The organism is Bradyrhizobium sp. PSBB068 (assembly GCA_016839165.1).
Taxonomy (GTDB): domain Bacteria; phylum Pseudomonadota; class Alphaproteobacteria; order Rhizobiales; family Xanthobacteraceae; genus Bradyrhizobium.
The window spans coordinates 5,550,255-5,562,849 of record CP069300.1 but is presented as its reverse complement, the minus strand read 5'-3'; the positions used below and the strand labels follow the sequence as shown (position 1 = coordinate 5,562,849).

Below are 12,595 nucleotides of genomic sequence, written 5' to 3'. Positions count from 1 at the left end.
CGGATGATCATGGACATGCTCGAACTTCGCGGCATCGACAAGCTCTATCGCAGCCGCGGCAAGGTGCCGGTGCACGCGGTGCGGGCGCTCGATATGGCGGTCGAGAAGGGCGAGATCGTCGCGCTGTTGGGATCGTCGGGCTGCGGCAAGACTTCGACCTTGCGCATGATCGCGGGTTTCGAGGACGTCTCGGCCGGATCGATCGCGCTGGGCGGGCGGCCGATCCACGTGCTGCCGCCGGCGCGCCGCAAGGTCGCGATGGCCTTCGAGGGCTACTCGCTCTATCCGCCGCTCACCGTCCGCGAAAACATCGCCTTCGCGCTGAAATCCGCCCAGCTGCCGCGCTCTGAGGTGACGCGTCGGGTCGACGAGATTGCCCGCCTGGTCGAGATCGAGGACATCCTCGACAAATATCCGCGTGCGATCTCCGGCGGGCAGCAGCAGCGCGTGTCGCTGGCGCGGGCGCTGGTGCGCGACGCCGATCTCTACCTGCTCGATGAGCCGATGGGCCAGCTCGAACCGCAGTTGCGCGCGGTGCTGCGTGGCCGGATCAAGAGCCTGCTCGCCGAGCGCGGCATGACCGCGATCTTCGTCACCCACGACCAGACCGAAGCCAGCGCGCTGGCCGATCGCATCGCGGTGATGGAAGGCGGCGTGCTGCAGCAATTCGCCAGCGAGAAGGAACTGAAGGGCCGGCCCGCCAATTTGTTCGTCGCGAGCTTCATCGGCGAGCCGCCGATGAACCTGTTCGATGCCGAGGTTGCGCGGTCGGACGGCGGCTTCCGCCTGTCGGCCGGAACCGACATGGCCTTCGATATCAATGGGCTTGACGGTGCGGCAGCTAAGGCGCTCGCCGGCACGCCGCAGGTGCGCATCGGCATTCGTCCGCAGAAGATCGCGGTCGGCGCCGGCGACATCAAGGTGAAGGTCGTCTCCAACCAATGGCTCGGCGATCAGTCGCATATCGCCGGTGATTGCGGCGGCCGCATGCTGATCGCGGTCACGCCGGGCCGCGTCGCGGCGCGGCCGGGCGAAATCGTTTCGTTCGCGCTGGAGCCGCGTCACCTGCACATCTTCGGCAGCGACGGAAGCTGCATCCGCCATGCGGAGGTGTCCCGACCATGACCGCGTCAGCACGCCGCGACGTCATCATCGGCATCGATGCCGGTACCTCGCTGATCAAGGCGGTGGCGTTCACGCTGGCCGGCGAGCAGCTTGCCGACGTCTCGCGGCCGAATGCGTACAGCAGCGCGCCCGGCGGCCACGTCGAGCAGGACATGGCGCGGACCTGGAGCGATACGATCGCAGTCATTCGCGCGCTCGCAACGTCAGTACCTGACTTGTCCGCACGCATTGCGGCGATCGCGGTGACCGGGCAGGGCGACGGCACCTGGCTGATCGACGATGATGGCCGGCCGGTTGCGCCGGCGCTGCTGTGGCTGGACTCGCGAGCCGGGCGGCTGGTCGAGGAGATCCGCTCAAGCGAGCGCAACGCACCGCTCTATCGCCGCACCGGCTCCGGGCTGAACGCCTGCCAGCAAGGACCACAGCTGGCGTGGCTGCAGGCGCACATGCCTGAGGCGATCGCCAGGGCGACGACGGCTTTTCATTGCAAGGACTGGCTCTATTTCCTGCTCACCGGCGAGCGCGCCACCGATCCGTCGGAAGCGACATTCTCCTGTGGCGATTTCCGCAAGCGCGGTTTCGACGCGGAGACCGCAGGGTTGATCGGGATCGCCGACCTGACGCGGCTGTTCCCGCCCGTCGTCGACGGTGCGGTCATGACGCATCCGCTCACCGCAGCGGCCGCGATCGAGATCGGCCTGCCGGCGGGCGTGCCGGTCTGCCTCGGCTATGTCGACGTGATCTGCAATGCGCTCGGCGCCGGCCTCTACGATCCGTCACCCGATGTCGGCTGCACCATCATCGGCTCGACCGGCATGCATATGCGGCTGGTGCCAAGTGCGGACGCGGTGACGCTGAACCGGGAGGCAACCGGCTACACCATGCCGTTTCCGGTGCCGGGGCACTATGCCCAGATGCAGTCCAACATGGCGGCGACATTGAACATCGACTGGATGCTCGATCTCGCCTGCGACTTGCTGGCGGCGGAGGGCGTGACGCGCACGCGCACCGAGCTGATCCTCCGGCTCGACGACCAGGTGCTGCGGGCCAGGCCCGGCGAGGTCCTTTTCCATCCGTTCATCTCCGATGCCGGCGAGCGCGGGCCGTTCGTCTCGCATGAGGCCAGCGCACAATTCTTCGGCCTGCGCTCGCGCCACCGCTATGGCGATCTGATGCGCGGCGTGATGGAGGGCCTCGCCTTCGCCGCGCGGGATTGCTACGCCGCGATAGGCGCGCTGCCCCGCGATGTCAGGATCACCGGTGGTGCCGCGAAGAGCCGCGCGCTCGGCGCCATTCTCGGGGCTGCACTGGATTGCGAGGTCCGGATCTGCAGCCGGGCCGAGGCCGGTGCGGCAGGCGCGGCGATGATCGCGGCGGTCGCGATCGATGCCCATCCCGACATGCGCGCCTGTGCGGAACAGTGGGTCACACCGCATCTGAGCGCGCCGCAATCGCCGGACGCCACGCTGGCAAAGCGCTACGCCAGCATCTTTCCAACCTATCTCGATGCAAGGCTGGCGTCGCGGCCGGTCTGGAAGCAACTCGCCGCGCTACGCGCCGGAGACGACCATGTCTAACTCCATCGCCATCGTCGGCGACCGTTTCATGCTGCCGTCGGTGTTTGCCGAGCATATCCGCATCGCTTGCGGCAACGGCGTCGATATCCGCACCCTGGAGCAGCCCTGGCCGGACGAGCCGATGGAGCATGGCTACGCCGGCTCGAAGCTCGACGGCCTGAAGGAATTCATGGGGCAGCCTGACGAGATCATCGACTTCATCGGCGATGCCGGGCTGCTGGTCACGCACCTCGCGCCGATCTCGCGGTCGATGCTGGCGCGGTTGCCGAAGCTCAAGTTCATCGCGGTGTCGCGGGGCGGCCCCGTCAACATCGACATGCAGGCGGCGCGCGACCACAACGTGCTGGTGGTGAATACGCCCGGCCGCAATGCGAGCGCGGTGGCGGAGTTCACCGTCGGCGCCATTCTCGCCGAGACCCGCCTGATCCGCAGCGGCCACGAGGCACTGCGCGGAGGCGAATGGCGCGGCGATCTCTATCGCGCCGACCGCACCGGGCGCGAGCTCGGCGAGATGACGGTCGGCATCGTCGGCTACGGCGCGATCGGCAGCCGCGTGGTCAAGCTGCTGAAGGCGTTCGGCTGCAGAATCCTGGTCGCCGATCCCTATGTCCAGCTCAGCGCCCAGGACCGCAATGACGGCGTCGAGCATGTCGCGCTGGGCGAGTTGCTCGGCCGCGCCGACATCGTCACGCTGCATGCGCGGGTCACGCCGGAGACCACCCGCTTCATCGGGCGCGACGCGCTGGCGCGAATCAAGCCGGGCGCATACCTGATCAACACCGCGCGCGGTCCGCTGGTCGACTACGACGCGCTGCATGATGCGCTGGCATCGGGGCATCTCGGCGGCGCCATGCTCGACACTTTCGCGGTCGAGCCCGTCCCGGCGGACTGGCCGCTGTTGCGGCTTCCCAACGTCACGCTGACGCCGCACATCGCCGGCGCCTCCGTGCGCACCGTCACCGTGGCCGCCGAGCAGGCGGCCGAAGAGGTTCGCCGTTTCCTGGCCGGCGAGCCGCCACGCAATCCATGCTGAAGAGAAAGGCAGTCCGAATGACCCGTGAGGAACGACAATTGCGCGAGGCTGTTATCGCCAAGTGCCGATGGATGAATGCGTCGGGACTCAACCAGGGGACATCAGGCAACATCTCCGCGCGCTACAAGGACCGGATGCTGATCACGCCATCGGCGACCCCCTATGATTCGATGAAGCCGGAGATGATCGCGTCGATGCCGCTCGAGGGTGACTATGGCGCGTGGGAAGGACCGCTGCAGCCGTCCACCGAATGGCGCTTCCATCTCGACATCACGCGCGCGCGGCCCGATGTCGGCGCCATCGTCCATACCCACTCGACCTATGCGACCGTGCTCGCGATCGCGCGCAAGCCGATCCCGGCCTGCCACTACATGATGGCGGCATTCGGCGGCACCGACATCCGCTGCGCCGGCTACGCGCGCTACGGCACCAAGGAGTTGTCCGACCACGCGATCGCGGCGCTGGAGGGCCGCAATGGCTGCCTGCTCGCCAACCACGGCATGATCGCGCTCGGCGCCAATCTCGACAAGGCGATGTGGCTCGCGGTCGAGCTCGAGACCATCGCGCGGCAGTACTATCTCTCGCTCGCGCTCGATTCGCGTATCATCCTGTCCGACGAGGAGATTGCCGACACCGCGAAGGGGTTCTCCACCTATGGCTTGCAGGCGCCGAAGCCGAGCAAGGCGCGTGCGACGGCAAAGGCGGCGCCACGCCGCGCCGAGAAACGGCGTAGCAACAAGCGATGAAGGGCACTGCGCCGGTCGCAGGCAGGGATCACGGGCTGGTCGATATCGCTGTTATCGGTGGCGGCATCAACGGCGCCGGCATCGCCCGCGACGCCGCCGGCCGTGGTCTGAAGGTCCTGCTCTGCGAGAAGGATGATTTCGCCGAGGGCACCTCGTCGCGCTCGGGCAAGCTGATCCATGGCGGCCTGCGCTATCTCGAATATTACGAATTCCGCCTGGTGCGCGAGGCGCTGATCGAGCGTGAAGTGCTGCTGGCTTCGGCGCCTCACATCATCTGGCCGATGCGCTTCGTGCTGCCGCATTCGCCGGAGCAGCGGCCGGCCTGGCTGGTCCGCACCGGGCTGTTGCTCTACGACCATCTCGGCGGCCGCAAGCAGCTGCCGGCGAGCCGCGGCCTGGATCTGTCGCAGGGTCCGGAGGGCGCACCGCTACGTCAAGAGTTCCGGCGTGGCTTTGAGTATTCGGATTGCTGGGTCGATGACAGCCGGCTGGTGATCCTCAATCTGATCGATGCAGCACGGAATGGCGCCTGCATCCTGTCGCGCACGCGAGCGCTGCGCGCGCGCCGGGACGGCGAGACCTGGCTGCTCGAGATGCAGGGCGATGACGGAACAGCGCAGGTCGTGCGGTCGCGAGCGCTGGTCAACGCCGCCGGGCCATGGGTGCAGGATGTCATCCAGGGCGTGACGGGACTGAACTCTGCCCAGAACGTGCGGCTGGTCAAGGGCAGCCACATCGTGGTGCCGAAATTCTGGAACGGGCCGCAAGCCTATCTGCTGCAGAACAGCGACCGCCGGGTGATTTTCGTCAATCCCTATGAGAATGATCTCGCGCTGATAGGCACCACCGACATTCCATATGATGGCCGTGCCGAGGAGGTTGCGATCGGCGCGGACGAGACCGACTACCTGTTTCAGGTGCTGCGCCGCTATTTCCGGATGCCGCCGCAGCCAAGCGAGATCGTGCACGCCTTCTCCGGCGTCCGCCCGCTCTACGACGACAATGCCGACAATCCATCGGCCGTGACGCGCGACTATGTGTTCGAGGTTCACGGCGCCGAGGGGGCGCCGCCGCTGCTCTCGATCTTCGGCGGCAAGATCACGACCTACCGGCGGCTGGCTGAGCAGGCGATGCAGCGCCTCGCGCCGTGGTTTGCGAAGCTGTCGCCGGCCTGGACCGCTGACAGGCCGTTGCCGGGCGGCGACATCGGCGGCAGTTTCGATGATTTTGCGCGCGCGCTGGCGCGCGACTATCGCGATCTACCGCAAAAGCTTGTCCATCATTATGCGCGGCTCTACGGGACGCGCGCGCGCGAACTGCTGGGTTCGGCCCGGGTCCTGGCCGACCTGGGCCGGCATTTCGGCGGCGATCTCTATGAATGCGAAGCGGCGTATCTGCGCGAGACGGAGTGGGCGAGGAGGCCTGCCGACTTCCTGGATCGGCGCACCAAGCATGGCCTGCATCTGACGCCGGCGCAGCGGTTGGCGTTCGAGAATTACATCCAAAGCGCGATGAGACCGGAGTGAAGCGTCATCGCGCTTTAGCTCCTTGTTTGAGCATGATCTTTTCGGAAAACCGCTTCGCACTTTTCCGGATCTAGGCTCCATCAGGCAATCATGGGGATGCGGAACCGCCGAGCCGAGAACGAACGTTGCTCCCGCGGGGCCAGCCTGATGCGGGATCGCAGCATCGGGATCAAACCCGCAGTGTTTCCCTCAGGATCCATTGGCGGAACGCATCAAGCGGTGCCAGGCTTCCGTTCTCCGGCCGATAGGTGAGATACCAGGCTGTTCCCCTCACCATCTTCGGCTCTTCCACCGGAGCGATAAGCCGGGCGTCCCGCAACTCATCTTCGATCAGGTTGACGTCTGCGAGTGCAAAGCCCAGTCCCTGCACCGCCGCCTGGATCGGGAGCGTTGAGTTGCCGAAATTGAGCCTTCGCCGAATGCCTGTCGATTGCTTGATACCAGCGTGAGCAAACCAGTCGTTCCAATCGTTCGGCGCAATGGCTGAAAACAACAGCGTCTCGGCGAGCAGGCTATGCGATGTCCGAACCGGCGGACGAGATGAAAGATAGCTCGGGCTGCACACGGGCAGAATGGCATCTCCGAACAGATGATCCGCGATCAGTCCCGGCCATTCGCCCCGTCCGTGCCGGATCGCCGCATCAAGCCCCTCCGCCTCCAGATCGACGGGTCGGCGTGCTGTCGAAAGCTGAAGCTCGATTTGCGGATTCTCAAGATGAAACCGCTGCAGGCGGGGCAGCATCCAGCCGATCGCGAATACCGCGGGCGCGGTCGCCGCGACGACGTGACGGCGTTGCGGATGCGCGACCCGTGCGGCCGCGATCCGCAAGGCATCGAATGTGGCAGTCACGTCCGGCAGGAAATCGCGGCCCTCGGTGGTCAGAACCAAAGCACGCGGTAGGCGCTCGAAGAGCAGCGTCCCGATGTGCTGCTCGAGTTTCTTCACCTGGTGGCTGATCGCGTTCGCCGTCACGCCCAACTCAGCTGCTGCGGCAGCAAAGCTCTGATGTCGGGCGGCAGCTTCAAAAGCTCGCAAGCTGTTGAGCGGAGGCAAGGTTTCACTCTTCATAATAGGCTCAATTTAACTTAGCCATAGGCGAAATAAAACTGGTTTGACGCATCTAATTCTATGCTTCAGCTTCTCCGCACCTGAAAAGAACACCTCAAATGATGTGGGAATATCTGTGAGCCGCGAAGCAGCACTGCGTGCCGCCCAGGAGCACTTTTCCGGCGGACAGTTCGTTGACGATCTTTGCCGTCGCGTGGCCTTTCCCACGGAGAGCTCGGTTCCGGAGCGGCAGTTCGTACTGCTCGATTATCTGAAACAGGAGATGGTCCCGACGCTGGAGCGGATGGGCTATGCGTGCCGCCTGGTCGACAATTCGGTGGCGAGCCGAGCGCCGTTCCTGATCGCGAGCCGGACCGAGGACAAGGGCTTGCCGACCGTACTCACCTATGGTCACGGCGACGTCGTGCAGGGGTTGCCCGATCTTTGGAGTGAGGGCCTATCGCCATGGAAACTGACCCGGATAGGTGACCGGTACTACGGCCGCGGGACTGCGGACAATAAGGCCCAACACAGCATCGTCATCGCTGCGCTTGAAACGGTGCTCAAGGTCCGCGGGAGGCACGGCTTCAATTCCAGAATCCTGATCGACATGGGCGAGGAAGTCGGGTCTCCCGGACTGGCTGAGGTGATCGGCAACCACGCCGACGAGCTTCAGGCGGACATCTTTCTCGCCTCGGACGGTCCGAGAATGAAGGTTGAGCGGCCGGATATCAAGCTGGGCAACCGGGGTGTGATGTCGTTCGACCTTGTGGTCCACCTGCGCGACGGCAGTCGCCATTCGGGCCATTGGGGCGGCGTTCTGGAGGATCCTGCGATCATCCTCGCGCATGCCTTGACCTGCATCACCACAACGCGCGGGCAGATCCTGGTGCCGGAATGGCGACCTGACGCGATCCCGCCGGCGGTTCGAGCCATGCTGCTGGATTGCGCGGTCGATCCAGGATTTGATTTCCCGCACATTGCCGATGATTGGGGAGAGCCTGGCCTGACACGTGCGGAGAAGATGTTCGGCTGGACGAGCTTCATCGTTCTCGCCGTCGTCGCCGGGCAACCCGATCGGCCGGTCAACGGCGTCCAGCCGTTTGCGCGCGCGACGTGCCAGTTGCGCTTCACGGCCGACGTGGACAGCGGAAAATTTCTCGACGGCCTGCGCGGCTTTCTCGATCAGAACGGCTTCCAGCAGGTCAAGATCGTCGCACGGGAAGGCGACTTTCATCCCGCCTCGCGTACCGATCCTGCCAGTCCCTGGGTGGATTGGGCGGTTCAGTCCATCGCGCGTACCGTCGGCGCTCCTCCGATTGTGGTGCCGAACGGAGCCGGCTCCTTGCCGAGCGACGCATTCGCCCGTCAGCTGCGCGTGCCGACGATCTGGGTGCCGCATTCCTACGCAGGGTGCAAGCAGCACGGTCCCGATGAGCATGTGTTGGGACCGCTGATACAAGAAGGCTTGCGGATCATGACCGGCCTGTTCTGGGATCTGACGCCGGCGGCGCACGATGGATAATATTGGACCGGTGCACTGACGATGGTGGCAGCCGCTCATCAGCAGACCATGGTGGAGACGGGAATTCGGAGGAGTTCGTCCCGCCACCCTGTCACGATCATGCTGTTCATGATTGTCCTCGCGGCCGGCCTGACGTTCGTTCTGCCGTCAGGGCTTTACAACCGCTCGCCGACGGGAGCAGTCGAACCGGGCAGCTTTCATTTCATCGCGAAAGACCGTCGCATTGGTGCGCTGTTCTCAGGCGAAGCAAGCAGTGTCGCGGTCGCTGCACCCGCCTCCGTGGTCACGACGCTCAAGGCGATACCAGCCGGCCTTACGGCGACGGCCTCCCTCATTTTCATGATCACGTTTATTGGCGGCGCCTTCGCGGTGTTCCGAAATACGGGAGCGCTGGATGCCGGGCTCGACCGTTTGCTTGCGTTGACTGGAGGGAGGGTGAGATTGCTCATTCCGCTCCTGATGCTGACCATCGCCTTCGGCGCATCTTTTGTCGGACTGATTTCGGAATACATCGCGTTCGTCCCCGTCGCGGTTGCGTTGGGAGAACGTCTCGGATTCAATCGTGTGCTCGCTGCCGCAATCGTGATCATACCGGCGAAAATCGGCTACCTCACGTCGGTTACGAATCCGATCGGCCTGGTTGTCGCTCAAACGGCCGTCGGTGTCCCCGTCTTCAGTGGTCTCGGCGTTCGACTGGCGGCGTTCGTCATTCTCCTGTCGGTCGGTGTTCTTTTCGTGCTGCATAAGACGGCGCGTCTGACGCTTGGCCAGCAACCAATCAGCGAGGCGTCGGCTCGGCGGCTTTCGCACCGGCATTTGGCCATTCTTCTCACGATTGCAGTGTTCGTCCTTTCCGTCGTCTACGGCGTGCGGTGGCATCATTGGGGACATGCAGACCTCGCTGCTGCCTACATCGGGCTCGCGACCGCTATCGCCCTGATTGCGCGGATCCGGCCGACGGAGGCATGCCAGCTATTTCTTGAAGGCATGAAGGCGATGCTGCTCGCCGGCGTACTTGTCGGACTCGCCAAGGCTGTGGAGCTCATTCTGCGAGACGCCATGGTGCTTGATCCGATCATCTTTGCGTTGACGAGCAGAATGGCGGATCTGGCGCCCCCGTCCGCAGCTGCTTGTCTGATGACGATTGAGATGATCGTCGATCTGTTGGTTCCATCCACTTCGGGAAGGGCGGCGCTGACGATGCCGCTGTTCGCACCTGTCGCCGCGCTTTCCGGTGTAAGTGGTCAATCGGTCGTCCTGGCGTTTCTCTTCGGGGGCGGGCTGCCGAACCTGATTTCACCGACCTCTCCCACCTTGCTCGCTTTTCTCTCCGTCGGGCGCGTGCGATTCGGTGAATGGGTCAGGTTCATTATCCCGCTGTTCGCGACGATGGTGACGCTGTGCCTGGCCATCCTGCTGCTCGCGGTCGAATATGGCTACCGCTGAATTTGATCTGGCGCGTCGATCAGCGTGTTGATCGGCGTCGGTGCCAACGGGCCTGACGTCGCCGATTTCATTTCGGCCCATCTCGATCCGGTCAATGCCGGCTCGGTGCTGCACAATCATCTCGGCGAGCTCACCGACGATATGCGCAAGCGCCTCGTCTGTGCCATGCCGGCCATCCGATCGTCCTGACATGAGACTGTTACACGGCCTGCCTATGGTCTCCGCCCGACCATGACAATCTTGTAACGCGAGGAGCCGAGTTGACCCCGGATGCGCCAGCGCAAGCCCGGAGCGCCCGGCTGTGCCGTGCGCTGATGTTCGGTGCCTGTCTTGCCTTGGCGGCGCCGGAAGCATCCGCAGAAGGGAAACAAATCGACTTTGATATCGCAGCTCAGCCGCTGGCGGCCGCGCTGGAGCAGTATGGTGACGTGGCTGGTCGGAGCGTGCTCTACAACAGCAACTTGACGGCCGGACGGCATTCCAGCGCCGTGCGGGGACCCATGACCGCGGGCATCGCGCTCGCGCGCCTGCTTGCAGGCACCGGCCTGTCGGCGCGCGTGCTTGGAGAGACGTCTTTCATCCTCTATCCGACACCGGCCATGGCGCAGGCGGCGCTGCCGGCGCCGGTGAATCATTATTATTCGCGACTACAGACCAGCCTTCGGGCCGCGCTGTGTGCGGAGGCCGATGCGCGGCCGGGCGGCTACCGGATCGCGTTGCAGTTCTGGATTGATCCGGCCGGCAAGGTCGAACGGTTCGAGCGACTGGGCTCGGCGGGCAGCGCCTCGCTCGATGCTGGTATTGATCATGCTCTGCGCCGGATGCAGGTCGATATGGCGCCGCCGGCAGGCCTTGCCCAGCCTGTGACCCTGGTGGTGGTCCCGCAGGGATCCGGCATCACGATGGGCTGTGACGGTTCTCCGGCACGCCATGACTGAAACGTCCCTTGCCGTGATAAGACGCCTGTTGGTGGAGCGCTATGATGAGCTCAAGCGCCGGCTGACACGACGGCTGGGATCGTCCGAACTCGCGGGTGAGGCGCTGCACGACGCCTGGCTCCGGATCGCCCAGGCGGATTCGGTTGGTGTGGTCGGCAATCCCGGCAATTACGTTTTTGGCGTCGCCATGAATGCGGCGCGCGATCGCCTACGTAACGCCGATAGCCGGATTCTGAGCGCCGCCGAAGTCGACGGGTTGCTCGAGATCGCCGATGGTGCGCCCGGTCCCGAGCACGTGGCACGCGCGCGGTCGGACCTGCGAGGGCTCGAGGCCATTCTGCACGAGCTGCCGGCGCGCCGCCGTGAGATTCTGCTCGCGTCACGCCTCGACCAGATGCCGCGGCAGGAAATAGCACGCCGCTTCGGCATTTCCCTGCGGCTGGTGGATCTGGAGCTGCAGCGGGCGCAGGAATATTGTTTGGCGCGGCGTGGTCGGAGCGACGGATAACATGCGGTTTCGCCCGGCAGGAAACGTCATTGTGAGGGGGGTGATGAGAATCGCCACGCCCCGGCGTAGGCAGGCACGAGGCGGACGCCAGCCATGAGCGCGACGGATAACGACGACATGAGATTTGATCCGCTCAAGCGGGACGCGGTCGGCTGGGTGCGGCATCTTACCTCCGGGCAGGCCACCGCGGCGGATGCCGAGGCGCTGCGGCGCTGGTGCGCCCAGAGCGCCGAGCATGCTGCCGCCTTCGCTGCAGCAAGCCGCCTGTGGCGCGACCTTGCACCGGCGGGCCGCAATGTGCGGGCGGCCGAGATGGCCAGACAATCGCGGAGCGCGGCGCACTTGAATCGCCGTGTGTTGCTCGGTGGTGGGCTCGCGACCGCGGCCTCCGCTGCGGGTGTCTATGCGCTGGCGCGTCCGCCGCTCGGCCTGTGGCCGTCCTGGTCGGATCTCGCGGCCGACTACCGCACCGGCACCGGCGAGCAGCGCAGCGTGGCGCTGCCCGGCGATGTTTCGATCCGGATGAACGTGCAGACCAGCATCGCGTTGCGGCCCGCCGATCCCGGTGCGGCGCGGATCGAGTTGCTTTCCGGCGAGGCTGCGTTCGCCACAGCCGGTCGCAGCTTTGGCGTCCGTGCGGCCGACCGCTGGATCTTGGCGAACAGGGCGCAGTTCGATGTGCGTTATATATCGGCTGGCGGCGAGCGGCCGGTTTGTGTGACCTGCCTCAACGGCGAGCTGCAGGTCGAGCGTGGGGCCGAGCTGATCGCCATGAAGGAAGGGCAGCAACTGCGCTACGACGCGCGGGGAGAGAGCCTTGCCGCTGCCGATATCGAGATTGCCTCCGCCTGGCAACGCGGCTTCCTGCTGTTCCGCTTCACGCCGCTGGCCGATGTGGTCGACGAGATCAACCGATACCGGCCTGGCCACATCTTCATTGTCAATGCCGAGATCGCGCGGCTGCCCGTCAGCGGTCGTTTCCGCATCGATCGCATGGATGAGATCCTGACCCAGATCCAGCAGGCGTTCGATGCGCGTGTGCGGTTGCTGCCTGGCGGAATCGTGCTGCTGAGCTGACTGGGTTCCCACATTCTCCCGGCCGCTCTGCGGTGACACGAAACTT

At 65.0% G+C, this 12,595-nt stretch carries 12 protein-coding genes; 11 read left to right on the top strand and 1 reads right to left on the bottom strand.

The window, feature by feature from the left end:
• Window positions 1-15 precede the first annotated feature (15 nt).
• Genes JQ507_25890 through JQ507_25870 form a run of 5 tightly spaced genes read left to right on the top strand, consistent with a single transcriptional unit; the run spans window position 16 to window position 6,007 of the window.
• Window positions 16-1,125: an ABC transporter ATP-binding protein gene (locus tag JQ507_25890; GenBank protein QRI73515.1), complete on the top strand. Its 1,110-nt coding sequence runs from the start codon at window positions 16-18 to the stop codon at window positions 1,123-1,125.
• The gene (locus JQ507_25885) at window positions 1,122-2,702 is read left to right on the top strand and encodes a carbohydrate kinase (GenBank protein ID QRI68331.1); all 1,581 of its coding nucleotides are present in this window, start codon (window positions 1,122-1,124) and stop codon (window positions 2,700-2,702) included. Before JQ507_25890 ends, JQ507_25885 begins: the two co-directional genes overlap by 4 nt.
• Window positions 2,695-3,735 (top strand): 2-hydroxyacid dehydrogenase, encoded by a 1,041-nt coding sequence (locus JQ507_25880; protein ID QRI68330.1) that lies wholly within the window; start codon window positions 2,695-2,697, stop codon window positions 3,733-3,735. Before JQ507_25885 ends, JQ507_25880 begins: the two co-directional genes overlap by 8 nt.
• A 17-nt stretch (window positions 3,736-3,752) precedes the next feature.
• A complete protein-coding gene (locus tag JQ507_25875; protein ID QRI68329.1) occupies window positions 3,753-4,481 on the top strand; it encodes a class II aldolase/adducin family protein in 729 nt (242 codons plus the stop codon).
• Window positions 4,478-6,007: a glycerol-3-phosphate dehydrogenase gene (locus JQ507_25870; GenBank protein ID QRI68328.1), complete on the top strand. Its 1,530-nt coding sequence runs from the start codon at window positions 4,478-4,480 to the stop codon at window positions 6,005-6,007. Before JQ507_25875 ends, JQ507_25870 begins: the two co-directional genes overlap by 4 nt.
• A 169-nt stretch (window positions 6,008-6,176) precedes the next feature.
• On the opposite strand, the gene JQ507_25865 is transcribed toward JQ507_25870, so the two are convergent.
• Complete coding sequence (locus JQ507_25865; GenBank protein QRI68327.1) at window positions 6,177-7,076, bottom strand: LysR family transcriptional regulator; 900 nt, start codon at window positions 7,074-7,076, stop codon at window positions 6,177-6,179.
• Window positions 7,077-7,191: 115 nt separating this feature from the next.
• Between JQ507_25865 and JQ507_25860 the strand changes: the two genes are divergently transcribed.
• From JQ507_25860 to JQ507_25835, 6 genes are all read left to right on the top strand, one after another.
• A complete protein-coding gene (locus JQ507_25860) occupies window positions 7,192-8,580 on the top strand; it encodes a M20 family metallopeptidase (GenBank protein QRI68326.1) in 1,389 nt (462 codons plus the stop codon).
• A gap of 21 nt (window positions 8,581-8,601) precedes the next feature.
• Window positions 8,602-10,026 carry a YfcC family protein gene (locus JQ507_25855; protein ID QRI68325.1) on the top strand — a complete coding sequence of 475 codons (1,425 nt, stop codon included), beginning with the start codon at window positions 8,602-8,604 and terminating at the stop codon, window positions 10,024-10,026.
• A 27-nt stretch (window positions 10,027-10,053) separates the two neighbouring features.
• A complete protein-coding gene (locus tag JQ507_25850) occupies window positions 10,054-10,215 on the top strand; it encodes a hypothetical protein (GenBank protein ID QRI68324.1) in 162 nt (53 codons plus the stop codon).
• Between the two features lie 71 nt (window positions 10,216-10,286).
• Window positions 10,287-10,964 carry a TonB family protein gene (locus tag JQ507_25845; protein QRI68323.1) on the top strand — a complete coding sequence of 226 codons (678 nt, stop codon included), beginning with the start codon at window positions 10,287-10,289 and terminating at the stop codon, window positions 10,962-10,964.
• Complete coding sequence (locus JQ507_25840; GenBank protein ID QRI68322.1) at window positions 10,957-11,472, top strand: sigma-70 family RNA polymerase sigma factor; 516 nt, start codon at window positions 10,957-10,959, stop codon at window positions 11,470-11,472. The genes JQ507_25845 and JQ507_25840 overlap by 8 nt, the downstream gene beginning before the upstream one ends.
• A gap of 93 nt (window positions 11,473-11,565) precedes the next feature.
• Window positions 11,566-12,549 carry a FecR domain-containing protein gene (locus JQ507_25835; GenBank protein QRI68321.1) on the top strand — a complete coding sequence of 328 codons (984 nt, stop codon included), beginning with the start codon at window positions 11,566-11,568 and terminating at the stop codon, window positions 12,547-12,549.
• Window positions 12,550-12,595: the final 46 nt, after the last annotated feature.